Origin of the sequence: Actinotalea fermentans (assembly GCF_007991475.1) — a bacterium.
Taxonomy (GTDB): Bacteria; Actinomycetota; Actinomycetes; order Actinomycetales; family Cellulomonadaceae; genus Actinotalea; species Actinotalea fermentans.
The window spans coordinates 1-24,216 of sequence record NZ_BJYK01000004.1 but is presented as its reverse complement, the minus strand read 5'-3'; the positions used below and the strand labels follow the sequence as shown (position 1 = coordinate 24,216).

Annotated in this window: 21 protein-coding genes; 15 read left to right on the top strand and 6 right to left on the bottom strand. The window is 74.2% G+C overall.

Translation table 11 applies throughout. The features are described 5' to 3' along the window. The first annotated feature begins 136 nt into the window (after positions 1–136). From glmU to AFE02nite_RS07360, 7 genes are all read left to right on the top strand, one after another. Complete coding sequence (gene glmU / locus AFE02nite_RS07390) at positions 137–1,717, top strand: bifunctional UDP-N-acetylglucosamine diphosphorylase/glucosamine-1-phosphate N-acetyltransferase GlmU (RefSeq protein ID WP_146819368.1); 1,581 nt, start codon at positions 137–139, stop codon at positions 1,715–1,717. A gap of 6 nt (positions 1,718–1,723) precedes the next feature. Continuing rightward, a complete protein-coding gene (locus AFE02nite_RS07385) occupies positions 1,724–2,707 on the top strand; it encodes a ribose-phosphate diphosphokinase (RefSeq protein ID WP_034247684.1) in 984 nt (327 codons plus the stop codon). 256 nt (positions 2,708–2,963) lie between these two features. Continuing rightward, the gene (locus tag AFE02nite_RS07380) at positions 2,964–3,572 is read left to right on the top strand and encodes a 50S ribosomal protein L25/general stress protein Ctc (protein ID WP_034247686.1); all 609 of its coding nucleotides are present in this window, start codon (positions 2,964–2,966) and stop codon (positions 3,570–3,572) included. Positions 3,573–3,672: 100 nt separating this feature from the next. Further along, on the top strand, positions 3,673–4,293 hold the full coding sequence (gene pth / locus AFE02nite_RS07375; protein ID WP_034247688.1) for an aminoacyl-tRNA hydrolase: 621 nt from the start codon (positions 3,673–3,675) through the stop codon (positions 4,291–4,293). Between the two features lie 243 nt (positions 4,294–4,536). Further along, entirely contained in the window at positions 4,537–6,033 is a 1,497-nt protein-coding gene (locus AFE02nite_RS07370) for a sugar transferase (RefSeq protein WP_261765528.1), read from the top strand. A 33-nt stretch (positions 6,034–6,066) separates the two neighbouring features. Then, positions 6,067–7,146 carry an alpha-hydroxy acid oxidase gene (locus tag AFE02nite_RS07365; protein WP_146819480.1) on the top strand — a complete coding sequence of 360 codons (1,080 nt, stop codon included), beginning with the start codon at positions 6,067–6,069 and terminating at the stop codon, positions 7,144–7,146. 82 nt (positions 7,147–7,228) lie between these two features. After that, positions 7,229–8,503: a glycosyltransferase family 4 protein gene (locus AFE02nite_RS07360; protein ID WP_261765527.1), complete on the top strand. Its 1,275-nt coding sequence runs from the start codon at positions 7,229–7,231 to the stop codon at positions 8,501–8,503. Positions 8,504–8,510: 7 nt separating this feature from the next. On the opposite strand, the gene AFE02nite_RS07355 is transcribed toward AFE02nite_RS07360, so the two are convergent. The 3 genes from AFE02nite_RS07355 to AFE02nite_RS07345 form a co-directional block, all read right to left on the bottom strand. Continuing rightward, positions 8,511–10,109, bottom strand: a complete 1,599-nt coding sequence (locus AFE02nite_RS07355; protein ID WP_146819367.1) for a lipopolysaccharide biosynthesis protein — start codon at positions 10,107–10,109, stop codon at positions 8,511–8,513. Beyond that, on the bottom strand, positions 10,106–10,972 hold the full coding sequence (locus tag AFE02nite_RS07350; RefSeq protein WP_146819366.1) for a glycosyltransferase: 867 nt from the start codon (positions 10,970–10,972) through the stop codon (positions 10,106–10,108). The genes AFE02nite_RS07355 and AFE02nite_RS07350 overlap by 4 nt, the downstream gene beginning before the upstream one ends. A 140-nt stretch (positions 10,973–11,112) precedes the next feature. Next, the gene (locus tag AFE02nite_RS07345; RefSeq protein WP_052113976.1) at positions 11,113–11,961 is read right to left on the bottom strand and encodes a glycosyltransferase family 2 protein; all 849 of its coding nucleotides are present in this window, start codon (positions 11,959–11,961) and stop codon (positions 11,113–11,115) included. Positions 11,962–12,030: 69 nt separating this feature from the next. On the opposite strand from AFE02nite_RS07345, the gene AFE02nite_RS07340 reads away from it, so the two are divergent. Both AFE02nite_RS07340 and AFE02nite_RS07335 read left to right on the top strand, forming a co-directional pair. Continuing rightward, a complete protein-coding gene (locus AFE02nite_RS07340) occupies positions 12,031–13,221 on the top strand; it encodes a glycosyltransferase family protein (RefSeq protein ID WP_146819364.1) in 1,191 nt (396 codons plus the stop codon). A 98-nt stretch (positions 13,222–13,319) separates the two neighbouring features. Further along, a complete protein-coding gene (locus AFE02nite_RS07335) occupies positions 13,320–14,312 on the top strand; it encodes a right-handed parallel beta-helix repeat-containing protein (protein ID WP_146819363.1) in 993 nt (330 codons plus the stop codon). Positions 14,313–14,408: 96 nt separating this feature from the next. On the opposite strand, the gene AFE02nite_RS07330 is transcribed toward AFE02nite_RS07335, so the two are convergent. The 3 genes from AFE02nite_RS07330 to AFE02nite_RS07320 are packed head-to-tail and all read right to left on the bottom strand — an operon-like array spanning position 14,409 to position 17,639. Continuing rightward, positions 14,409–15,404 (bottom strand): right-handed parallel beta-helix repeat-containing protein, encoded by a 996-nt coding sequence (locus AFE02nite_RS07330; protein WP_034249107.1) that lies wholly within the window; start codon positions 15,402–15,404, stop codon positions 14,409–14,411. Beyond that, entirely contained in the window at positions 15,401–16,843 is a 1,443-nt protein-coding gene (locus tag AFE02nite_RS07325) for an O-antigen ligase family protein (protein ID WP_052114076.1), read from the bottom strand. The genes AFE02nite_RS07330 and AFE02nite_RS07325 overlap by 4 nt, the downstream gene beginning before the upstream one ends. Beyond that, positions 16,836–17,639 carry a hypothetical protein gene (locus AFE02nite_RS07320; RefSeq protein ID WP_146819362.1) on the bottom strand — a complete coding sequence of 268 codons (804 nt, stop codon included), beginning with the start codon at positions 17,637–17,639 and terminating at the stop codon, positions 16,836–16,838. Before AFE02nite_RS07320 ends, AFE02nite_RS07325 begins: the two co-directional genes overlap by 8 nt. A gap of 195 nt (positions 17,640–17,834) precedes the next feature. On the opposite strand from AFE02nite_RS07320, the gene AFE02nite_RS07315 reads away from it, so the two are divergent. The 6 genes from AFE02nite_RS07315 to AFE02nite_RS07290 all read left to right on the top strand — a co-directional run. Further along, positions 17,835–18,653 carry a sugar phosphate nucleotidyltransferase gene (locus AFE02nite_RS07315; RefSeq protein ID WP_034248450.1) on the top strand — a complete coding sequence of 273 codons (819 nt, stop codon included), beginning with the start codon at positions 17,835–17,837 and terminating at the stop codon, positions 18,651–18,653. 1 nt (position 18,654) lies between these two features. After that, entirely contained in the window at positions 18,655–19,683 is a 1,029-nt protein-coding gene (locus tag AFE02nite_RS07310) for an NAD-dependent epimerase/dehydratase family protein (RefSeq protein WP_034248452.1), read from the top strand. After that, a complete protein-coding gene (gene rfbC / locus AFE02nite_RS07305; RefSeq protein ID WP_146819361.1) occupies positions 19,680–20,234 on the top strand; it encodes a dTDP-4-dehydrorhamnose 3,5-epimerase in 555 nt (184 codons plus the stop codon). Before AFE02nite_RS07310 ends, rfbC begins: the two co-directional genes overlap by 4 nt. Continuing rightward, entirely contained in the window at positions 20,231–21,562 is a 1,332-nt protein-coding gene (locus AFE02nite_RS07300; protein ID WP_146819360.1) for an NAD(P)H-dependent oxidoreductase, read from the top strand. Before rfbC ends, AFE02nite_RS07300 begins: the two co-directional genes overlap by 4 nt. Positions 21,563–21,565: 3 nt before the next feature. Next, positions 21,566–23,452, top strand: coding sequence for a GMC oxidoreductase (locus AFE02nite_RS07295; RefSeq protein WP_146819359.1), 1,887 nt, complete (start codon positions 21,566–21,568; stop codon positions 23,450–23,452). Next, the coding region (locus AFE02nite_RS07290) for a glycosyltransferase (protein ID WP_146819358.1) at positions 23,421–24,216 on the top strand (796 nt) is incomplete at its 3' end. The genes AFE02nite_RS07295 and AFE02nite_RS07290, both read left to right, overlap by 32 nt.

Genomic DNA, 24,216 nt, shown 5'->3' with positions numbered 1-24,216 from the left:
CCGAGCCCGCTGATCGACCGTCCGCGCCGAGGGGTGCGGCGACGACGGTAGAGTGTGCCCCGCACTCCAGGCACCGCGAGCCCCTGTCGCCTCGTCGGCGGCGGAGGGCAGTCCAGCCGACCGACGGGAGTCCGCGTTGACCACTGCCCACCCTGCCGCCGTTGTCGTCCTCGCCGCAGGGGAGGGCACCCGGATGCGTTCCGCCACGCCGAAGGTGCTGCACACCATGGCCGGCCGGTCCCTCCTGGGCCACGCCCTCGCCGCCGCCGCCGACCTCGCGCCGGAGCGGATCTGCGTCGTCGTCCGCCACGACCGCGACCGGGTCGCCGGGCACGCCCGGGAGCTGGTGCCCGACGTCCTCGTCGCGGACCAGGACGAGGTCCCGGGGACCGGTCGGGCCGTGCAGTGCGCGCTCGCGGTGCTCGACGGCGCCGCGCACGCCGCGCACGCCCGCACCGGCGAGGCGACGCACGGCGAGGACCGGCAGCTGGAGGGCCCGGTCGTGGTCATCGCCGGCGACGTACCCCTGCTCGACGGCGAGACGCTGCACGAGCTGCTGGCCGCGCACGTCGCTGACCGCAACGCGGTGACCGTCCTCACGACGCGCGTCGAGGACCCGACCGGGTACGGGCGGATCGTCCGCGACCCAGGCACCGGGCAGGTCGCGCGCATCGTCGAGCACAAGGACGCGGACCCGGCCGAGCTCGAGATCGACGAGGTGAACTCCTCGGTCTACGTGTTCGACGCCGAGGTCCTGCGCGGCGCCCTGGTGCGCCTGGGCCGCAGCAACGCGCAGGGCGAGGTGTACCTCACCGACGTCATCGCCATCGCGCGGTCGGAGCGGGGCGCGGTGCGCGCGCTGCTCGTCGACGACCCGATGGTGGTCGCCGGCGTCAACGACCGCGCCCAGCTGGCCGAGCTCGCCGCCGAGATGAACCGCCGGCTGCTGACCGACTGGATGCTCGCCGGGGTCAGCGTGGTCGACCCTGCCACGACCTGGGTCGACGTCGACGTCGAGCTCGAGCGCGACGTGACGCTGCTGCCCGGCACCCAGCTGTACGGCGCGACGCGCGTCGCCTCGGGCGCGGTCGTCGGCCCGGACACGACGCTCACGGACGTGGTGGTCGAGGCCGGCGCGCACGTGGTGCGCAGCCACGGCTTCGCCTCGCGGATCGGGCCGGGCGCCGTCGTCGGGCCCTTCTCCTACCTGCGGCCCGGGACGGACCTCGGCGCCGACGGCAAGATCGGGGCCTTCGTCGAGACGAAGAACGCCCGGATCGGCGAGCACTCCAAGGTGCCGCACCTGTCCTACGTCGGCGACGCCGTCGTCGGGCGGCACACCAACATCGGTGCGGGAACGATCTTCGTCAACTACGACGGCGTGACGAAGAACAGCTCCGTGATCGGCGACCACGTGCGGATCGGCTCGGACAACGCGCTGGTCGCCCCGGTGACGATCGGCGACGGGGCCTACACCGGCGCGGGCTCGGTCATCCGGCGGGACGTGCCGGCCGGTGCGCTGGGCGTGAACACCGCCCCCCAGCGCACGATCGACAAGTGGGTGCTGCGGCGCCGCCCGGGCACGGCCTCCGCGCTGGCCGCGGCCGAGGCACTGGGGGACGACGCCGCGCTCGACGCGGCGGCCGGGACGGCCGGCTCGGCCGACGATGGACACGGTGGCGGACTCCCCGCGGCCGGGACGACTGAAGGGCACTGACGCACCATGACGGGCATCGTCACCCGCGACGGCGAGAAGCGGTTGGTCCTCATCTCCGGACGCGCGCACCCCGAGCTCGCGGAGGACGTCGCCCGCGAGCTCGACGTCGAGCTCGTCCCCACGACGGCGTACGACTTCGCCAACGGCGAGATCTACGTCCGCTTCGGCGAGAGCGTGCGCGGGGCGGACGCCTTCGTGCTCCAGGCGCACGCGCTGCCGATCAACAGGTCGATCATGGAGCAGCTCATCATGGTCGACGCCCTCAAGCGGGCCTCGGCCAAGACCATCACGGTCATCGCGCCGTTCTACGGCTACGCGCGGCAGGACAAGAAGCACCGTGGGCGCGAGCCGATCTCGGCCCGCCTCATGGCCGACCTGTTCAAGACGGCGGGCGCGGACCGCCTCATGAGCGTGGACCTGCACGCGGCGCAGACCCAGGGCTTCTTCGACGGCCCGGTGGACCACCTGTGGGCGATGCCGCTGCTGGTGGACTACGTCCGCACGCGGGTGGACGCGACGAACCTCGCGGTCGTCTCGCCGGACGCCGGCCGCATCCGCGTCGCCGAGCAGTGGGCCGCGAAGCTGGGCGACTGCCCGCTGGCCTTCATCCACAAGACGCGCGACATCACGACGCCGAACCGGTCGGTCGCCAACCGCGTGGTCGGCGAGGTCGAGGGGCGCACGTGCGTGCTCGTCGACGACCTCATCGACACGGGCGGCACGATCGTCGAGGCGGTCCGGGTGCTGCTCGCCGCGGGTGCGAAGGACGTCATCGTCGCCGCGACCCACGGCGTGCTGTCCGACCCGGCGCGCATCCGGCTCGAGGAGTGCGGCGCGCGCGAGGTGGTCGTCACGGACACCCTGCCGATCCCGGAGGAGCGCCGGTTCGACAAGCTGACCGTGCTCTCGATCGCGTCCCTCCTCGCGCGGGCGATCCGCGAGGTCTTCGACGACGGCTCGGTGACCTCGCTGTTCGACGGGAACGTCTGAGCGTCCTCGCAACGGCGTCAGCCACGCGTTTCCCGACCCCTGCCGCCACACGGTAGGATGCTCGGCGTTGCCTCGGCGAGGGACGTCGGACGGCCGGTGGCGCACCATCCACCACCTCTGACCGGCGATCCGTGATCGACGCGGCGGTGGTGGGCGCGCGCCCGTCCCGCGTCCCGCGCCGAGGCCTCGAGCTGGGCCCCCGGAACCCGGACCAGCCCCTCATGACCAGCCCGCCACCAGCACCAGGAGTGTCATCGTGACCGAGCTCAAGCTCGCTGCCGCCGCCCGCACCGAGTTCGGCAAGGGCGCCGCGCGCCGCATCCGCCGCGCGCACCAGATCCCCGCCGTCATCTACGGCCACGGCGCGGAGCCGCTGCACATCGCGCTCCCGGGCCACGAGACGATGCTCGCGCTCAAGCACGCGAACGCGCTGCTCACCATCACGATCGACGGCAAGGACCACCTGGCGATCGCCAAGGACGTCCAGCGCGACGCCGTCCGCAACGTCATCGAGCACGTCGACCTCCTGACGGTGAAGAAGGGCGAGAAGATCGCCGTCACCGTGGCCGTGCACGTCGTGGGCGAGTCCGCCCCCGGCACCATCCACGTCGTCGACGCGGCGCAGGGCCTGCACGTGACCGCCGAGGCGACGCACATCCCCGAGGCCATCGAGGTCTCGGTCGAGGGCCTGGAGGCCGGCACGACGCTGCGCGCCGCGGACCTCGCCCTGCCGGCCGGTGTCGAGCTCGCCGGTGACCCGGAGGAGCCCGTCGTCTCGGTGTCGGTCCCGCAGGCGACCGGCGACGAGGAGGCGACCGAGGCCGAGGAGCCCGCCGCGGCCGCGGAGGCCGCCGAGGAGGCCTGAGCTGGACCTGCACCGGTTGCTGCGGGGGAGCCGCGTCGACGCACGGTCACGTGACGGCGAGCGGCCCCCGGCAGCCGGGCCTGCACGGGAGGTGGCGGACGTGTCGGTCCCCGGTGGGGCGGCGCCCTGGGTGGTCGTCGGGCTCGGCAACCCCGGCCCGCAGTACGCGGGCAACCGGCACAACGTCGGCCACATGGTCCTCGACGAGCTCGCGCACCGGACGGGCGCCTCGTTCCGCGGGTTCCGGGGCAAGGCGCAGGTGGCCGACGCGCGGCTGGGCACGCTCCCCGGTGGCGCCCCGGGCCCGCGCGTGCTGCTGGTCCGCACGACCAGCTACATGAACGTCTCGGGTGGGCCCGTCGCCTCGGTGCTCGCCATGCAGGGCGGTGCGCCCGACCGGCTCGTCGTGGTGCACGACGAGCTGGACATCCCGTTCGGCCAGGTGCGGCTGAAGTCCGGCGGCGGCGAGGGTGGCCACAACGGCCTGCGCAGCATCACCTCCGCGGTGGGCACGCGCGACTACCTGCGCGTGCGGGTGGGGATCGACCGCCCGCCGGGCCGGCAGGACCCGGCCGACTACGTCCTGGGCGACTTCTCGGGTGCCCAGCGCAAGGAGCTCCCGTGGCTCCTGGACTCCGCCGCCGACGCGGTGGAGATGATCGTGCTGCAGGGGCTGGAGGCCGCCCAGCGGCGCTTCCACAGCCCCGACGCCGCCTCCTGAGCGGGGCGACCAACACCCCGAGTCGCCCCATCCCGGCTGTTTCGGGCACTTCGGCGCACTTCACCCGTTCGGGCCCGTGCATACGGCGTCGGCCGCGGGTAACCTCGCAGTTAATTCTTCGGTGTTGGCCGGTAAAACGACGTACGCCCGGGTGCGGCCCCGGACGGTGCGTGCTTACCGTCGACTCCTGCGAAACCCAATGATGCGGGGGTTGGTGACGTGACTCTGCCTGCCGATCGGCTGGTGAGAACAGACGAAGAGCGCCGCGGCCGCAGTTCCGGCCCGCGGCGTTCCTGGGCCTCGGCCCAACCCTTCGAACCGCGCCCCACGCCGTTCAACAGCAGCGTCGCGCGGTCCCTGCGCTGGGCCGAGGTCTCCACCGGCTACCAGTGGCGTGCTGTGGCCCTCGACGCCCTCGCGGTCGTCGCCGTCGGGCTCCTCCTCGTGGTCCCCGTCTACGGCGCGAACCTCGTCACGGCCGGCCGGGTCACGGTCGCGCTCCTCGGCTTCCTGGCCCTGGTGGCCATGTTCCGCGGGTACGACGCGCGCACGCTCGGCGACGGATCGACCGAGGTCTCCGCCCTCCTGCGCGCCGGCTTCGTCGGCGCGACGGCCCTCATGGCCCTCAGCTACACGACGAAGGCCGAGGTCTCGCGACTGGTCGTCTTCGCCGGTATCCCGACGATCGTGCTGCTCGCCCTGGCGGGCAGGTACCTCCAGCGGCAGTTCCTGCACCGGCACCGGGCGCGCGGGGTCGCCATGATGCGCACCCTGGTGGTCGGCGACCCGGCCGCGGTCGCCAGGGTGGTCGGCGACCTCGTCCGCGACCCCTCGCACGGCTTCCAGGTCGCCGGCGTCTGCCTGCCGAGCGTCGACGACGCCCCGCCCGTGCCCGGGGTGCCCGTCGTCGGCGCTGTCGCGGACGTGCCCCAGGTGGTCGCCGACCGCGCGATCGAGACGGTCGTCGTCGCCGGCTCGCACATGAGCGGGGAGGCGCTGCGCCGCATGAGCTGGGCCCTGGCCCGGGCCGGCGCGCAGCTCGTCGTCGCGCCGGACCTGGTCGAGGTGACCGGCCCCCGCCTGAACCTGCGCCCGACCGCCGGCCTCGTCCTGCTCGAGGTCCAGACGGGTGCCCCGCCGAGCCGGATGCTCGCGAAGGCCGCCCTCGACCGCGGGCTCGGCACCTGCCTCCTCCTGCTGGCCGCCCCCGTCATCGGCGCCGCGGCCCTGGCCGTGCGCGCCACCTCGCCCGGCCCGGCGTTCTACCGCCAGACGCGGGTCGGCGTGGACGGGCGCACCTTCACGCTGTGGAAGCTGCGCAGCATGTACCTGGACGCCGACGCGCGGCGCGACGCCTACCTCGCGCTCACCGACCGCGACGGGCCCATGTTCAAGATGCGCCGCGACCCCCGCGTGACGCCCGTCGGCCGCTTCCTGCGCCGGTACTCGATCGACGAGCTCCCCCAGCTGTGGAACGTCGTCACGGGCGACATGTCGCTCGTCGGACCGCGCCCGCCGCTGGAGTCGGAGGTGGCGACGTACGCCGACCACGTGCACCGCCGCCTGCACGTGCGCCCGGGGCTCACCGGGCTGTGGCAGGTCAGCGGGCGCGCCGACCTGTCGTGGGAGGAGTCGGTCCGCCTCGACCTGCGCTACGTCGACAACTGGTCGCTCGCGATGGACCTGCTCATCCTCTGGAAGACCTTCCGCGCCGTCGTCGGGGGCTCGGGTGCGTACTGAGCGCGGCGACCGCGCCGGCGGACGGGCGTGCCCATGGCGCTGACGGCGCTCGAGAAGCACGAGCGCGACGCCGTCGCGGTCCTGCCTGCCGCGGCGCACGAGTTCTTCGCCTCGGGCTCCGGCGACGAGGTGGCGCTCGACGAGGCGACGGCGGCGTGGGCGCGGCACCGGCTGCGCCCGCGGGTGCTCCGGGACGTCGGCGAGGTCGACCTCACCTCGACGCTGCTGGGCTGCGGGCTGAACCACCCGATCGGGGTCGCGCCCGTCGGGTACCTCGGCCTGGCCCACCCGGACGCCGAGCCGGCGGTCGCCGCCGCGGCACGCGAGCAGGGCGCCCTCTACGTGGCGTCCACGCGCGCGTCGACGGCCCTGGAGGACATCGCCGCCGTCGCCGGGCCGTGGTGGTTCCAGGTCTACGTGATGCGCCACCGTGAGCTCACCGAGCGGCTCGTCGAGCGCGCCGTGGCGGCGGGGGCCAGGGCCCTGGTCCTGACCGGGGACACCCCGTTCGTGGGCATCAAGCGCCGCGTCGGCAGCCAGCGGATCGCCATCCCCGACGAGACGTTCCTCGTCAACCTCGCCCGGCACCTGACCGGCGACGCCGCCGTCGGCCGCGCCGGCGCGGAGCAGGACCCGACCGCCACGCTCGAGGCGATCGGCTGGCTCGCGCGGATGTCCGGCCTGCCGGTGCTCGTCAAGGGCGTGCTCCGCGGCGACGACGCGGTGGCGTGCCTCGACGCGGGCGCGGCCGGCGTCGTCGTGAGCAACCACGGGGGACGGCAGCTGGACCGCTCGGTCGCGACGCCGTTCGCGCTGGCCGAGGTGGTCCGGGCCGTGCGCGAGCGGCCGCGCGCCGCGGGCGAGCCCCGGCCGGCCGTGCTCGTCGACGGCGGTGTGCGGTCGGGCGTCGACGCCCTGGTCGGCCTGGCGCTCGGCGCCGACGCGGTCCTCGTCGGCCGGCCCGTGGTGTGGGGCCTGGCGACGGGTGGGCAGGCCGGCGTGCACGAAGCCCTCGCCGCGCTGCGCGACGACCTCGCGCACGCCATGGCCCTCGCCGGGGCGCCGAGCCTCGCCGACCTGGACGCCTCGCTCGTCGTCCCCGCCCGCGACTGAACGACCCGACCGGCGCGCCCACCGGCGCGTGAGACGGCCCGCACGGCGCCCACCAGGCGCCCCGTTCCCGAGGAGACAGACCGTGCCGACCGACCAGCCGACCGACCAGCCGACCGACCGGACCGGCGCCCGCCGGCCGCGCGTCCTCATCGTCGTGCAGAACCTCTCGGTGCCGCTGGACCGGCGGGTGTGGCTCGAGTGCCAGGCGCTGGTCGCGGCGGGGCACCAGGTCTCCGTCATCTGCCCGCGCGACGAGGGGCAGCCGCCCCACCGCACGCTCGACGGCGTCCGGATCCACACATACCGGCCGGCGCCAGCGCGCTCGGGGGTGGCCGGCTACCTCGTGGAGTTCGCCTACTCCTGGCTGCGGACCGCCGGGCTCTCCTTCCACGTCGCCCGCCACGAGGGCTTCGACGTGCTCCAGGCCTGCAACCCGCCGGACACGTACTGGCTGCTGGGGCGCCTGTGGCGGCTGCTCGCCCGCAAGCGGTTCGTGTTCGACCACCACGACCTCAACCCGGAGGTCTACGAGGCGCGCTTCGGGCGCCGCGGGCTGCTGCACCGCGGGCTGCTCGCGCTCGAGCGGGCCACGTTCGCCACGGCCGACCACGTCATCTCGACCAACGAGTCCTACCGGGAGGTCGCGACGACGCGCGGCCGCGTGCCGCTGGAGCACACCACGATCGTGCGCTCCGCGCCCGACCCGGACCGGATGCGCCGCGAGGCGCCCGACCCCGCGCTGCGGCACGGGCGCGAGCACCTGATCTGCTACCTGGGCATCATGGGCCCGCAGGACGGCGTCGACCGGCTGCTGAACGCCGTCGACCACCTGGTGCACCGGATGGGCCGCACGGACGTCCACGTGGGCCTGATGGGCTTCGGGGACTGCCTGGAGGACCTGCGCGCCCAGGCGCACCGCCAGGGCCTGGACGACTACGTGACGTTCACCGGCAAGGTCGGCCCGGCGGAGATCGGCCGGTGGCTGTCGGCGGCGGACCTCGGCGTCACCCCCGACCCCAAGAACCCGTTCAACGACAAGTCCACGATGAACAAGACGCTCGAGTACATGGCCTACGAGCTGCCCGTCGTCGGCTTCGACCTCACGGAGAACGCGCGCTCGGCCGCCGACGCCGCGGTCACCGTGCGGACCACGGGCACGCCCGACGACGACGCCGCCCTCGCCCGCGCCATCGCCGAGCTCCTGGACGACCCGGAGCGGCGCAGCCGGATGGGTGCGATCGGCCGCAAGCGCGTCGAGGACTCGCTGCGCTGGAGCGCGCAGGAGGGCCCGTACGTCGCGGTGTTCGAGCGCCTGGCCGGCAAGGCCCCGAGCCGCCTGCGGACGGTCCGCGGCTGAGTCGCCCTCAGCCGCGGCTGGTCGCCAGGGTGCGGACGTCGCGCAGGGCCGGCGGGCGGATCCACAGGGCCAGGCCGCCGTAGACGAGCGCGCCGACGCCGACCGCCGCACCCAGCTGCGCCCAGGGCGTCGCGCCGGTCGACTCGAGGAGCCGGACCGTGAGCCACGCCCCGGCGGCCATCGCGGCTGTCATCACGAAGTAGGGCGCGAGGACGCGCGCCATCGCCCGCAGCGGCATCTCGATGAGCCGCAGCACGATGGCGTAGCCCACCGGTGTCTCGACGACCATCACGACGAGGTACGCGATCGCCAGGCCCTGGAGGTCCCACTGGAGACCGATGGCGAACGCTGCGAGCCTGACGGCGCCGCTGGCCAGGCCCCAGCGGAACATCCAGTCCGCGCGGCCCTTCGCGCTGTAGATGGTGTTCACCGCGCTCACCAGGGCGCCGAGGGCCCCCGCGGGTGCCATGAACCACAGCAGCGGGATGAGCCCCACCCACTTCTCGCCGAGCACGGCGTGGACCATCGGCTCGGCGACGACGGCGGCCCCGACCATCACCGGGAGCGTGACGAAGGCGATCGCCCCGACCGCCCGCGAGTAGCCCTTGCGCAGGGTGGCGTTGTCGTCCTGCGCGCGCGCGAACGCGGGGAAGAGCACCTGCATGAGCACCTTGGAGATCGACTCCAGCGGGTAGCTGATCGTCCGCTGGGCGAGCGTGTAGACGCCCAGGGGCGCGGTGCCGAGCCATCGGCCGACAAGGATCTTGTCGGTGTTCTCGAGCGCGAACGTCGTGACGTTGTACGCCGCGGTGTTCAGCGAGAACCCCGCGATCGCGCGCAGGTCCGCGCGGCGCAGCTGGCGCGACGGGCGCCAGCCGGAGGCCACCCAGGCCACCGCCGAGCCGGTCACGGTCCCCGCGAGGTTGCCCCACACCATCGACCACACGCCGGCGCCGAGCAGCGCCAGGACGATGCTCACGACCCCGTTGGTCAGCGCCGCGACCATCTCGACGGCGGCAACGCCGCCGAACCGCATCCGCCGCCGCAGCAGCGCGTGGTGCACCTGGGTGAGCCCGCCGACGGCCAGCACGAGGGAGAAGGCCTGCACGACGGTCGTCGCGTCGGGGGTGGCGAAGAAGTCGGCGATGAGGGGCGCGCCCACGGCCATGAGCCCGGCCGCGACGAAGCCCGCCACCACGTTGAGGTAGAACACGCTGCTCAGGAGCCGCTGGTCGACCTGCTGGCGCTGGATGAGGGCCGCGCCCGTGCCGAGGTCCTTGACGATCTCGAGCGCGACGATCGTCGTCATCGCGACGGCGACCACGCCGAACGCCTCCGGCGACAGGAGGCGGGCGAGGATGACCGACACGAGGAAGCGCGAGCCCTGGGTGACCAGCCGGCCGACGACCATCCACCGGGTGGCCGACGCCAGCCCCCGTGCGCTCACCAGGCCCGACGCGTCGGGCGTGAAGGCGCTGTCCCGGGTCGGCGGCTCGCCGCTGTCGACGGCGTCGGCAGGGTCGGGGCTCAGGCCCGTCTGCACCGTCGCGGGCGACGGCGCAGACGAGGCGGGCTCGGCCGTCCGGTGTCGGGGGGAGTCGCTCATCCGTTCCTCTCGGCGGGCAGGGGTGTGCCGGCGCTCGCGGCGTGGGCGGGGCCCCGGTCGGCGGCCGAGCGCTGCCGGGGCACGTCCCAGGAGGTGAAGTAGCTCCCCGGGTTGACGGCGTAGCGGACGGTCCGTTCCGGCACGTGCACCGTCGTGCGGCGCCGGCTCAGCCGCCAGACGAACTCCCAGTCGACCGGCGGCCGCACGCCGCGGCGGCGGCGGATCCGGCTGAACCGCACGCCGCGGTCGCGCCGGGCGACGATCGCGTTGGTGTCGACGAACGCCTTGTCGCGCATGAGGTCGCGGTCGAAGGGCTGGGAGAGCACGTCCATGAGCCGGCCGTCCGGCAGCACGCGGTCGACGGCCGTGTAGACGACGTCGGCCTCGTCCAGCGCCACGAGCGCGGTGCGCAGGTGGTCGGGCCGCCAGGTGTTGTCGTCGTCGAGGAACGACGCGTAGGTCGAGTCCACGATCCCGAGGCCGACGTTGCGCACCAGGCCGGAGTGGCCGGTGTGTCGCGAGAGCGACGCGACGACCACGCGGTCGTCGTCGGGCAGCGGCGGGGTGCCGGCGCCGTCGTCGACCACCACGACGACGTGGTCAGCGACGTCCTGGGCCAGCGCACTGTCCACCGCGCGGACCAGCGACTCGGGCCGACGGTACGTCGGCACCACGGTGACGACCTCCGCGCGGCGCGGGCCCAGCTCGCGGCGGAGCCGGGCGATCTCGCGACGCTCGGTGACGAAGGCGCGCGCCGCGCCGGGAGAGCGGACGACCTTGTTGAACGACTCGTACACGGGCCAGACGCCGAACCTGGCACGGACGGCGCGGCGCAGCGGCCGGAGCAGGTGTGCTGCAGGCATGTGGTGACCTTCCTCGTCGGGCCGCGAGGCCGCGAGGCACCCGTCCTCGCCCCGCACGGCGCCCCCTGGCGTGGAGGAGATGAGGTCTTCGAGACTACGCATCGGTCCGGGTTCCGCCACCGGTCGGGCGTCCGCGCACGTCACGCCCGGCTCTGCTCCTCGCCGGCGGCGGTGTCGTGCGCCTGCCAGCGCGTGTAGTAGCTCGCGGGGTTCACGGCGTAGGCCACCGTGGGCTCGGGCACGTGCACGACGCGGCGGGAGCGGCTCAGGCGCCAGACCAGCTCCCAGTCCTCGCGCGGGAACTGCCCGCGCGGTCGCGGCAGGCGGCTGAAGTGCACGTCGCGGTCGAGCCTGGTCACGATCGCGTTCGTGTCGACGTAGCAGTCCTCGCGCAGCGTGCGACGGTCGAACGGCGTCGAGAGGACGTCGAGCGTGCTGCCGTCGGGACGCAGGCGCCGGACGGCCGTGTAGACGAGGTCGGCGCCGTCGGCGAGGGCCGCCAGCGCGATCCGCAGGTGGTCGGGGCGCCAGGTGTTGTCGTCGTCGAGGAAAGCGACGTAGGGGGAGCGGGCGAGCCGCAGGCCGACGTTGCGCACGACGGCGACGGAGCCGCTGTTGCGGCGCAGCGAGACGGCGACGAGCCGCGGGTCCGCCGGCAGCTCGGGCAGGCCGGCGCCGTCGTCCACCACGATCACGGTGTGCTCGGCGACGTCCTGCGCGAGGGCGCTGTGCACGGCGGCGAGCAGGCTCTCCGGGCGGCGGTAGGTGGGGATGACGGTCGTGACGGTGGCGGAGGGGATCCGCGCGTCGGTGGCCCCGGCGAGCCGGCGGGCCTCGGCACGCTCGAAGGCGCGCAGGCGGACGGCGCCGGGCCAGTCCAGGGCCTTGTTGCGCAGCTCGTGCAGCGGCCAGAGACCGTAGCGGTCGCGCAGACCGCGCCGGATGGCGGAGCGTAGGGAGCGCCGAGACGCGTCGGGCTGGCTTCCCACCGGTGCTCCCGTCCGACGAGCGACGACTGTCGCGTTTGTCACGGTCATGACCGAGAATACGCTATGGGCGTGACGACCCCGAGGCGCCGGAGGACGGGAGACACGATGGAGCAGGCGCGGACCGTGCTGCTGTCCTCGCGCGCCGCCTCGCACCACGTCTGGCAGGCCTCGCAGTTCGAGCTCGAGGACGTCGTCGCCGCGGTCGACGACGTGCACCTGCTCGCGCCGCCGGGCCGGGCGGTCTCGCCCGCGGGCCTGGCCCTGCACGGCGCGGCGAACCGTGCCCGACGCGCGGTCGGCCGCCCGAGACGGCGACCGATCGCGGCGACCACGGAGGCGATCGACGCCGAGCTCTTCTTCGCCGTGTTCGCCGCGCCGCACGAGATCGGCATGCTGCCGCTCGTGGGGCCCCAGCTCGCGCGCTCGGCGGTCAAGGTCGCGTTCATCGTCGAGCTGTGGCGGCCCCAGGTGCCATCGGTCGCGGACTACCTGCGTCAGCTGCGCGGGTTCGACCACGTCTTCCTGTTCAACCGCTGGGCGATGGACGACGTCGCGGCGCTCACCGGGGCGCAGGTGTCCTACCTCGCCACGGCGGTCGACGCCGACCGGTTCGCCCCGCGCTCCCCGGCGCCGGCGCGCGTCATCGACGTGATGAGCTACGGCCGGCGGCTCGGGCCCACCCACGAGGCGCTGCGCCGCGCCTCCGCGGCGGGTGAGCTGTTCTACCACTACGACACCGTGCGGGGGGCCTTCGACGTCGCGGACCACGTCGAGCACCGGGAGGTGCTCGCGTCGACGCTGCAGCGCAGCCGCTACTCGATCGTCTACCGCAACAACGACGAGCCGGAGCGGGTGGAGCGCACGGGCGGCGAGGAGTCACTGACCAACCGGTACTTCGAGGTGCTCGCGGCAGGCGCGACGATGCTCGGCTCGGCCGCGCAGACGCCGGACTTCGAGGCGTGCTTCGACTGGCCCGACGCCATCGTGCCGATCGCCGCGCCCGACCCGCGGGTGGCCGACGTCGTGGCGGAGCTCGACGCGGACCCGGCGCGCCTGGAGCGCGCGCGCCGGACCGCGATCGCGCAGTCGCTGCGTCGCCACGACTGGGCGCACCGGTGGCGTCAGGTGCTCGACACGGCCGGGATCGCGCCCCGCCCGCAGCTCGCGGAGCGGCTCGCGCACCTGGAGCGGCGTGCCGCGGCGGTGGAGGGGGCCCCGACGGCGACCGGGGCCGGTCCGGGCGGGGCCGCCCGGCCGTGACGCCGGGTCCGACGAACATCGAGCAGAGGGTCGACACCGCTCCCGTGGGTATGTCACGATCCGATAACGACGACCGTGCAAAATCCCCCAGGAGGACGATGACTTCCCGCAGCATCACCCGCTCCGCCGTCGCGAGCGCCGTCGCGCTCGTGACCCTCACCTCCGTCAGCGCCGCTGCCTGCCCGCGCGCCGACGTCGACCCGCCCGCCGATCCGGTGGCCGCCCCCGCCGTCGTGCGCGGCGACGCCGCCTCCCGCAGCGAGGCCCGCACCCTGCCGCCCGACCCCGCGCTGGCCGAGGCCACCGCAGCGCCCGTCGGCACGCCCGCACCCACCTCGACGCCGGCGCCCGCCCCCAGCGCCACGCCCGCCGCCCCGTCGTCCGCACCGGGCGCCGTCGGCATCCCCGACGGCACGGCCCTCGCGCCGATGGCCGGCGGGACCATCGACGCGAGCGGCGAGATCGCGAACGTCGTGATCGACTCCGACGTGGTGTTCACCGGCTCCGACCTGACGCTGCGCAACGTGCGCGTGAACGGCGAGGCGATCATCCGCGGCGACCGCGTCCAGGTCGCCTCGAGCGAGTTCGCCGCCCTCTCGATCTCCGGCTCGGACGCCGTGACGATCGCCGGCACCGAGGTGTTCGGCCTCACCGGGCGGGACGGCGTCCACATCACGTCCGACACCGGGCCCGTGACGAACGTCGTCATCCGTGACTCGCTCATCCACAACCCGCAGGTCACCGCGACCTCGCACTACGACGGCATCCAGGTGCGCGGCGTCGACGGGTTGACGCTCGACGGCATCCGGATCGACCTCGGCGCCTTCGTGCCGCAGCACAACGCCGCCCTCTTCCTCGAGGACGCGAACGGCGGGAACCGGAACGTGACGGTGACGCGGTCGGTGCTCGAGGGCGGCGGCTACACGCTGTACAGCTTCGCCAGCGACGTCCGCATCACCGACACCGTCCTCGGCAGCGGTGAGTGGGGGATCCTCTTCCCCAGCTCGCGGACCGGCGAGGTGACGGAGTTCCGCGGCAACACCGACGACGCCGGCCGGGGCCTCGCGCTGCGCCCCGGGGCCATCGGCTGACCTGCTCGGCTGAGCAGCACGAAGACCGGCGGGTCGTCCTTCGGGGCGGCCCGCCGGTTCGTGTTCGGGACGGCTCCGGCCGCGGGCAGCCGCTAGCTAGCCGCCCGCCTCGTCGAGCATCGAGACGGGGGTGCCGTCGTCGGCCCACGTGCTGCCCGACTCCTCGAACGGCGAGTGGTCCGGGTGCAGCAGGCCCCAGTTCGCGTCGTTGCCGAAGCGGTTGTCGACGAAGCGGACGTCCCGGCCGTTGGCGTAGACCGAGTACCCGCCGCCGTTGATGAGGTTGCCCTCCACGAGCACGTCGACGTTGCCGCCGTTGGCCTCCTCGAGGAAGACCGCCGCGTTGTACCTGTCCATCCACGGGCCGAGGTCGAACGTGTTGCCGCGCAGGACCAGCCCCTCCACGCCGCGCACCTGGATGCCGTCGTAGTGGCTCTCGGCCTCGACCTGGGGGGAGTGCACCCAGCAACCCTCGATGACGACGTCGGTGGCGCGGGGGCCGTCGCCCGAGGTCACGTGGATCCCGTCGTCGCCCAGGTTGCCGAAGATGTCGAGGCGGCGGGCGACCACCTGGGTGGCGCTGGACACCGAGAGCGCGCCCAGCTCGCTGTCCTCGACCGTCACGTCCGTGCCACGCACGACCAGGTGACCCTCCACGCGGCTGTTGCGCAGCACCTGGTGCTCGCCGACGAGTTCCACGTCGCCCTGGATGAGCACACCGTCGAGCACGAGGCCGTCCTCGTTGAGCACGCCCGGCTGGAACGGGGTGAGCTGCGTGCCGTCGGGCACCCCGGTGGTGTCCGGGCCCGCCTCGACGCTGGTGTCGACGGGCGGGTCCGAGGGGGTGGGCGACGGCGTCGCCGTCGGCGTCGTCACCGGCGTCCCGGCGCGCTCCTCGCGGCCCGTGATCTCGTTCACCATGAGACCGACGGCGAGGACGGCCACCAGGGCGAGGACGAGCGCGACCGTGCGCCGCCCGACCTGCTCGGAGCCGAGCGTCCGGGTCCACGCGGGCGCGCGCCGCGGTGGGTCCTCCGGGGCGCGCTCCGGAGGCGTGCCCCGCTCGTGCGGTCCGGGGGGTGCGGTGGTCATGTCGGGCGAGGCGCGCCGTCGTCGTGGGCGGCGGGGGCCCCCGCGTACGCGGGCGACGGCTCGCTCCAGGCGCGCACGTCGGGGTCCTCCTCGAACTGCACCGGCCGGGCGCGGTTCGCCCCGGTGCCCCAGCGCAGCCGGCCGACCTCGAGGCGCCACAGCGCCGCCGTCGCGCCCATGAGGACGAAGGCCAGCCCGGCGTTGAGCCGGAAGGCCATGCCGTCGTAGGTGAACCAGGTCACCGCGCTCACCGCGGTGGCCGCGGTGAGGGACTGGCCGAGCGAGCGGGCCCACGGGTCCGTCGAGTGGTGGTAGATGCCCCGGCCCAGGCCCATCGCCACGAGGAAGAGCGCGGCGAGCGTCAGCACGCCGACGACGCCGCCGGTGAGGATCTGGTTGAGGTACTCGTTGTCCAGGAAGAAGTACTGCTCCGGCGTGAACGTGCCGAGGCCGCGCCCGAACCAGGGGCGCTGGCTGATGTACTCGATGGCCCGCGGGTAGTCCTGCGTGCGGCCCTCGATGCTCGGGTCCTCGTTGAAGAACAGGAACGTGGACACCAGCGTGCCGAGCACGCCGGGGAACGCCGCGCGCATCGCCAGGAGGATCAGGCCGGCCGCGAACAGCGCGTTCAGCCGGACCCGCCAGGACCAGGCCACGCCGGCCACGAGCCCCGCGACGGCCACCCCGAGCACCGAGGCCCGGGACACCGCGAGCGGGATGGCGAACAGGATCATGAACACCGGGACCCAGTTCCACGCCGAGGGCCGACGGCCGTCGCGGCCGACGAGCGCGAAGTGCAGCGCGAGCGGCAGGGCCACCGCCAGGACCACGCCGAACTCGATCGGGTGCAGCGCGGTGCTCTGCACCCGGGTGAAGTCTGACCGCTCGACGTTGATGTCGACGTCCTGCAGCGTCAGGCCGGGGACGAGCACGTAGGACGTCGGGCTGAGCCCGGTGACCCACTGGAGCACGCCCATCGCGGCGAACACCGCGGCGCCCGTCACCACGAGCTTCAGCAGGCGCTCGAGGTGGTTCTTGTCGCGCACCGCGTCGGCCGTGAGCAGGCCGAGCCCGAGCAGCCCGATCACCGTGAAGATCGCGCGCTCGGAGCCGGCCGCCTCGCCCGCGCTGAGCGGGCGCAGGTGCGCGCTGAGGAAGGCGATGAGCGCCACGGTGCCGAACACCACGAACATCGTGCGCATCGGCTGGCGGCCGACGGCGAGGTGCCCGCCGACCAGCCGGGCCAGGCCGTACAGCAGCGCCGCGCCGAGGGCGATGATCGTCGCCGGGTGCCCGAGCGCGCCGAGGGGCTCGACGATCATCCGGCCTGGGATCAGGAAGGCGGCCAGGAGGAAGCCGTAGACGGCGATGAGCGGGTCGCGGCCGAGGCGCGGGGGCGTTCGCGTGTCGCTCGCCTCCAGACGCGTGGGCTCAGGCATCGGCCCCGTGCGTCCGGCCCGCGGGGCTGAGCGTCCCGTCCGCGGCGTGCGGGTCGGCCTCGGGGGCGTCGCTCGCCGGCCGGGCCGGAGCGTGCGCCGCGGCGTGGGCCGGTGGGTGCGCCGCCGCGCCGGCCGTGCTCGGGACAGGGGCGGCGCCCGGCAGCGAGCCGTCGCGCAGGCGGGCCCGGCGGCGGCGGCCCTGCAGGACGGCGTCGGTGACCAGGGCGGCCGCGACGGACAGGATCAGGCCGAGCGCGCCGACGACGGCGAACACGCGGATCCCGGCGATCGGGTCCTCCTGCGCCGTCTGGGGCAGGGAGACGGCGATCGCGCGGATGCGGCTCTCGGGCGCCTGGAGCGCGCGGCCCTGGAGGGCGGCCATCTCGACGTCGAGCAGCTCGACCAGACGGGTGGCGCTGGCCACGACCTCGTCCGGGTCGTCGCCGGAGACGTCGAAGTACACGACCGACTCGTCCTGCGTCACCTCGAAGTCCGCGGTGACCCCCTCGGCGACGAACGCGTCGCGCTTGGGGGTGGAGTCCATCAGCGCGACGAGCACCTTGGTGGTCTGGGTCAGCGAGCCGCCGAGCGTCTCGAAGGGGTTGACCTCGACGACCTCGCCCGGCTGCTGGCCCGGCACGAGGGCCGGGCCGGTCACCGTGGCCGTGCTGGTGGCCAGGTAGGCGGGTGGTGCGGCCTGCATCTGCGCGTAGGCGAAGCCCATGGTGAGGGCCAGCACCGGCACGAAGACGTACCAGCGCCGCGCGCACGCCTTCAGAACAGTCCAGATGTCCATGGGTCTCCATCCGTCGGTCGGGGGTGAAACCGAGGCACATCGCCGGGCCAGATGGTCATCCTGCCCCATCTCGACTAATACTTCCGATCGAGAGCGGCTAAAGTTTCACACGATCTGTCCTTTTTCGTCATCTCGTCCCTATACCGTGACGGGCCCGAGTGGCGCCGCGCACCCAGCGGCAGACAGGAGCGGCGCATGCGCCAGGACGCACACCCGCAGGCACGTGACATCCCGGTGGTGATCCTCTGCGGCGGCATGGGCACGCGCCTGCGCGAGGCGAGCGAGCGGCTGCCCAAGCCGCTGGTGGACATCGGTGGCCGCCCCATCCTGTGGCACATCATGAAGACCTACAGCGAGCACGGCTTCCGGAGGTTCGTGCTCGCGCTCGGCTACAAGTCCGAGCTCATCAAGCAGTACTTCCTCGACTACCGGCACCTGACCAGCGACTTCACGCTGCGGCTGGCCGGTGGCGACGCACCCGTCTTCCACAACAGCGTGGGCGAGGAGGACTGGGAGATCACCTTCGTCGAGACCGGGCTGACGACCGGGACCGGCGCCCGCGTCGCCCGCGTGGCCCAGCACCTCGACGCCCCGCGCTTCGCCCTCACCTACGGCGACGGCATCGGCGCGGTGGACCTCACCTCGCTCGTCGAGCACCACCTGGCGGCCGGCCTCACGGGGACGCTCACCGGCGTGCACCCCTCCAGCCGCTACGGCGAGATGCACGTCCAGGGCACCACGGTCGTGGAGTTCAACGAGAAGCCCACGCTCGCCGAGGGCTGGGTCAACGGCGGCTTCTTCCTCTTCGAGCGCGAGTTCGTGGAGAAGTACGTCCCGGACGACCCGGGCGTGATGCTCGAGTCGATCCCCCTGCAGCAGCTCGCCCGCGACCGCCAGCTCTCGGTGTTCGAGCACAACGGCTTCTGGATGGGCATGGACACCTACCGCGACTGGACCGAGCTCAACGGCCTGTGGGACGCCGGCACGGCGCCCTGGAAGATCTGGGAGGACTGACGTGCGCGTCCTGGTCACCGGCACCGAGGGGTACCTCGGCAGCCTGCTCGCCCCGCTCCTGCTCGCCGACGGTCACGACGTCGTCGGCGTGGACACCGGCTTCTACAAGTACGGCTGGCTGTACCACGGCTCGCCGCGCACGCCCGAGACGATCGCGGCCGACATCCGCGAGCTCACGCCGCGGGACCTCGCCGGCGTGGACGCCGTCGTGCACATGGCCGAGCTCAGCAACGACCCCATCGGCGACCTCATCGGGGACGTCACGTACGACATCAACCACAAGGGGTCGCTGCGCCTGGCGGAGGTCGCCAAGGCCGCCGGCGTGCAGCGGTTCGTCTACATGTCCTCCTGCTCGGTCTACGGCGTCGCCGACGGGACCGTCGACGAGTCCAGCCCGGTCGACCCGCAGACGGCCTACGCGCACTGCAAGGCCCTGGTGGAGCGCGACGTCGCCCCGCTGGCCGACGACGGCTTCTCGCCCACCTTCCTGCGCAACGCCACGGCGTTCGGCGCCTCGCCGCGGATGCGGTTCGACATCGTGCTCAACAACCTCGCCGGGCTCGCCTGGACCGAGCGGAAGATCGCGATGACCAGCGACGGCACGCCGTGGCGCCCCCTCGTGCACGGTCTGGACATCGCCAAGGCGATCCGGATGACGCTCGCCTCGCCGCGCGAGGCCGTACACGGCCAGGTGTTCAACGTGGGTAGCGAGGAGAACAACTACACGGTGCGCGAGATCGCCGAGATCGTCGCCGCCGAGTTCCCCGGCTGCGAGGTGACGTTCGGCCCGCCCAGCGCCGACAACCGCAGCTACCGCGTCGCCTTCGACAAGATCCGCGAGGTCCTCCCCGGCTACGACACGGACTGGGACGCCAAGCGGGGAGCGGCCCAGCTGCGCGAGGTGTTCGAGCGCATCGACCTCGACGCCGCCACGTTCACCGGCCGCGGGCACACGCGCCTGAAGCAGATCGAGTACCTCCTGCGCACGCGCCAGGTCGACGACCAGCTGTTCTGGACGGTCGCCCCGTGATCTTCACCCCCACCGCCGTCGAGGGCGCCTGGATCATCGACCTCGAGCCGTTCGCCGACGACCGCGGTCTCTTCGCGCGCACGTTCGACGCCGAGGAGTTCGCCGCGCGCGGCATCGACGCGGGCGTCGCGCAGGCCAACCTGTCGTTCAACCACAAGGCCGGCACCCTGCGCGGCCTGCACCGCCAGGTGCCCCCGCACGCGGAGGGCAAGCTCGTCCGCTGCACCGCCGGCGCGATCGTGGACGTGGCGGTGGACGTGCGCCCCGACTCCCCGACGTACGGCCGGCACGTCATGGTCGAGCTGAGCGCCGCGAACCGGCGCGCGCTGTGGATCCCGCCCTACGCGGCCCACGGCTACCAGACGCTGACCGACGACGCCGAGGTGACCTACCAGGTCAGCGGCCGGTACGCCCCCGGCGGCGAGCAGGGGTTCCGGTACGACGACCCGGCCTTCGGCCTCGCGTGGCCGCTGCCGGTGAGCGTGATCTCGGGCAAGGACGCGGCCTGGCCCCTGGTGGGCGAGGCGCCGGCGGGGGAGGCGGGCGCGTGATCATCGTCGACCGGATGCTCGCCCAGCGGGCGGCCGAGGGCCGGCCGGTCCGCGCGGCGCTCGCGGGTGCCGGCTTCATGGGCCGCGGCCTGGTGAACCAGATCGTCAACTCGGTGCCGGGCATGCAGGTGGTCGCGATCGCGGCCCGCCGCCCGGAGCAGGGCGTGCGCGCCTTCACCGAGGCCGGGATCGACGCGTCCGCCGTCGTCCACGCGGACGACGCGCGGGGCGTGGACGCGGCGATCCGCGCCGGCAGCCCGGTGGTCACCCCGGACGCCGGTGCGCTCGCGCGGGCCGACGGCGTCGACGTGGTCGTGGACGTCACGGGCGCCGTGGAGTTCGGGGCCCGGCTCGCGCTCGACTGCTTCGAGTTCGGCAAGCACCTGGTGCTCATGAACGCCGAGGTCGACGCGACGGTCGGGCCCGAGCTCGCCCGCCGCGCGCGGGCCGCCGGCGTCGTCTACACGGGCTGCGACGGCGACCAGCCGGGCGTGCAGATGAACCTCGTGCGCTTCGTCCGCGGCATCGGGCTCACGCCGCTCGTGGCCGGCAACATCAAGGGCCTGCAGGACCCGTACCGGAACCCGACCACGCAGGCGGGCTTCGCCGCGCAGTGGGGCCAGGACCCGCACATGGTCACGAGCTTCGCGGACGGCACGAAGGTCAGCGTCGAGCAGGCGGTCGTCGCCAACGCGACCGGCATGTCCGTGCACCGGCGCGGGATGCTCGGCGCGGACCACCGCGAGCACATCGACACCGCCACCCGCCTGTACGACGTCGACGAGCTGCGCGCGATGGGCGGCGCCGTGGACTACGTCGTCGGCGCGCAGCCGGGGCCCGGCATCTACGTCTTCGCCACGCACGACGACCCCAAGCAGCAGCACTACCTCAACCTGTACAAGCTCGGGACCGGGCCCCTGTACTCGTTCTACACGCCCTACCACCTGTGCCACTTCGAGGTGCCGAACACGATCGCGCGCGCGGCCCTGCTGGGGGAGGCGACGATCGAGCCGCTCGGCGCGCCGTTCGTCGAGGTGGTCACCACCGCCAAGACCGACCTCGCGGCCGGCACCGTGCTCGACGGCCTGGGCGGCTACCACTACTACGGCGAGGCGGAGCGGGTCGACGTCACGGCGCGCGACCGCCTGCTGCCCGTCGGCGTCGCGGAGGGCTGCCGCCTGCTCCGCGACCTGCCCAAGGACGCACCGCTCACCTACGACGACGTGGAGCTCCCGCCCGGCCGCCTGGTCGACGAGCTCCGGATCGCGCAGGCGCGGCTGCTCACGTCCGGTACCCCCACCGGGCGAGGTCCGATCTCCGCGAGGTAGCCCATGATCGTCGACGCGCGACTGCTCCCTGACCGGGCCGAGCTGGCCGGGGAGGTGTGCGTCGTCGGCGCGGGCCCCGTGGGCCTGGCCGTCGTCGAGTCCCTCACGGCGGCCGGTCTCGACGTCGTGCTGCTCGACTCGGGCGGCCCGGAGCACGACGCCCAGGCCGACGACCTGGGCGAGCCCGCCGAGATCGCGTTCGGCACCGTCACCCGCCTCGGCCACACCCGGCGCCTGGGCGGCAACGCCCACGCGTGGCAGATCCGCACCGGGCCGACGCACCGCGGCGTGCGGCTGCTCCCGCTCGCCGGCGTCGACCTCGAGGCGTGGCCGGGCGACCCGGCGAGCGCGTGGCCGGTCCCCGCCGACGAGCTGGCCCGCTACGTGGCCCGTGCGCAGGACTGGTTCGGGCTTCCGACGGGGTCGTTCGCGCTGGCCGACCGCCTCGCCCCCGGCGAGGACGCGCGTGACCTCCTCGACGACGGCACCGTCCGCAGTGCCGCGTTCCTCTTTGCCGACGGCGGCGCGCTCGCCGCCCGGGCCACGCCGGCGCTCGAGGCGGGCTCGGTGCGGTGCTACCACCACGCGACCGCGCTCGAGGTGCTCACCGACGAGGCGGGGTCTCAGGCGACGGGCGTGCGGTTCGCCACCGCGCCGGGGCGAACGGGCACCGTGCGCGCGCGGACGGTCGTCGTGGCGTCGGGGGGCATGGGCTCCACGCAGCTGCTGCTCGCGTCCGACCAGGTCCGTCCCGGCGGCCTCGGCAACCGGCACGACCAGCTCGGCCGGCACTTCATGGACCACCTGCTGCTCACGGGCGGGCGGCTGTGGCCCGCCTCGCCCGCCGACATCGCGCGGCGGGCACCGTTCGACCTGCGGGTGGTCGACGGCGCACCCGTGATGGGGCACCTGGCGCTGACCGACGCCGCGGTGCGCGACCACGGCCTGGCCGGGCTCAGCATGCTCCTGCTCCCGCGCGCCGACGCGCACGCCGCCGAGCGTGCCCTCAGCGCCCGCCGGCAGGACGGCGTCTACGCGGCGTTCGCGATCCGCGAGGCCCTGCTGCGGCGGCACCGGCCGGAGCGCGGCGCGGTCGGGCGCGCGCTGCGGGGGCTCGACGGCGTCGTGGTCCGGGCCCTCGCCGGGGCGCGGCACCCGCGCTCGAGCCTGGGGCGCGGCGGCTGGTCGGCGGGGGACACGTCGGCACTGACGTACTTCGACGTCATCCACCAGGCCGAGCAGGCGCCGCACCCGGACAACCGGGTCAGCCTGACGCAGGTGCGCGACCCGCTCGGTCAGCGCCGCCTCCGGGTCGAGTGGCGCTGGCACGACGAGGACGTCGCCGCAGTCCGCCGCGCGCAGGACGTCTACGCCGCGGCGCTCGCCCGCGCCGGGTGGGGCCGGTTCGAGCCCGCCCTGGTCGACGGGCGGCCGCTCGTCGACTCCTCCTCCTCGCACCACTTCATGGGCACCACGCGGATGAGCGTGCGGCCGACGGACGGCGTCGTGGACCCCCGTGGCGCGGTGCACGGCGTGCCCAACCTGTACGTCGCCTCCTCGAGCACGTTCCCGCGTGGCGGGTACGCGAACGTCACCCTCACCGCCGTCGCTCTCGGCCTCAGGGTTGCCGATCAGGTGGTCAGCGCCCATGCTGGAGCCACGATCACCGGGACCTTCGTCCTAGACGAGCCGGCCGGGGGTCACGGTGCGACGGCGGACCAGGGGGACGCGCGGTCGCCGCTCCGGACAGGGTTGGCGCAGGCCGTCGCCGCTGCGGCGATGGCCGCAGGCGCGATGGCCGCTCCGGCCGACGTCCCTCTGCCAGAGGTGGTCGAGGCGACGCGCGAGGAGACGAACGATGAGCGTGACGGTGGTGGTTCCCGCACATGACGAGGAGGCCGTGATCGGCCGGTGCCTGGACCGGATGCTCCGGGAGGCCGAGCCGGGCGAGCTGAAGGTCGTCGTCGTGGCGAACGGGACCACCGACCGCACGCTGGAGGTCGCGCGCGCCGCCGGGCGGGCGCTCGGGCACGAGGTCGAGACGCTCGACCTGCCGGCGCCGTCGAAGATCGCGGCCGTCCGCGCGGGCGTCGCCCGGGCCGAGGGGGCTGTCGCCGTCGTGGACGCCGACGTCGAGGTGCCGACCCGCGCCCTGCGCGCCGTCGCGGCCGCGCTCGCCTCCGACCGGCCCGTGGTCGCCGCCCCCACGCTCGCGGTGGACGCGTCCGCCGCGTCCTGGGTGGTGCGTCGCTACGTGCGCGCGTGGACGGCGCTCCCGTACGTCGCGCGGTCGATGGTGGGCTCGGGCGTCTTCGCGCTCAACGCGCCCGCCCTCGAGCGCCTGGGCGAGCTCCCCGAGGTGACGAACGACGACGGGTGGGTGCGCCGCCGGTTCGCCCCCCACGAGCGCGTCGTGGTGCCCGAGACCTTCACGTCCTACGCGGCGCGGTCGGTGCACGCCCTGGTCGCCCGGCGCGCCCGCATCGTCAACGGGAACCGCAACCTCGACGGCGCGCTCGGCGGCCGCGACGCCGGCCGCAACGGCCTCGGTGCGCTCGTGCGCGCGGTGCGCGACGGCGTCGTCGGCCCGCTCGACGCGACGGTCTTCCTCGCCGTGACCGCGGCGTCGCGGGCGGTCGCGGCCCGCCGGCGGG

Coding starts and splice junctions, on each gene's coding strand:
- AFE02nite_RS07385 (WP_034247684.1), top strand. CDS start 1,724: ATGACGGGCATCGTCACCCGCGACGGCGAGAAGCGGTTGGTCCTCATC.
- AFE02nite_RS07325 (WP_052114076.1), bottom strand. CDS start 16,843: ATGCCTGAGCCCACGCGTCTGGAGGCGAGCGACACGCGAACGCCCCCG.
- AFE02nite_RS07350 (WP_146819366.1), bottom strand. CDS start 10,972: ATGCCTGCAGCACACCTGCTCCGGCCGCTGCGCCGCGCCGTCCGTGCC.
- AFE02nite_RS07335 (WP_146819363.1), top strand. CDS start 13,320: ATGACTTCCCGCAGCATCACCCGCTCCGCCGTCGCGAGCGCCGTCGCG.
- AFE02nite_RS07365 (WP_146819480.1), top strand. CDS start 6,067: ATGGCGCTGACGGCGCTCGAGAAGCACGAGCGCGACGCCGTCGCGGTC.
- AFE02nite_RS07315 (WP_034248450.1), top strand. CDS start 17,835: ATGCGCCAGGACGCACACCCGCAGGCACGTGACATCCCGGTGGTGATC.
- AFE02nite_RS07295 (WP_146819359.1), top strand. CDS start 21,566: ATGATCGTCGACGCGCGACTGCTCCCTGACCGGGCCGAGCTGGCCGGG.
- AFE02nite_RS07320 (WP_146819362.1), bottom strand. CDS start 17,639: ATGGACATCTGGACTGTTCTGAAGGCGTGCGCGCGGCGCTGGTACGTC.
- AFE02nite_RS07330 (WP_034249107.1), bottom strand. CDS start 15,404: ATGACCACCGCACCCCCCGGACCGCACGAGCGGGGCACGCCTCCGGAG.
- AFE02nite_RS07355 (WP_146819367.1), bottom strand. CDS start 10,109: ATGAGCGACTCCCCCCGACACCGGACGGCCGAGCCCGCCTCGTCTGCG.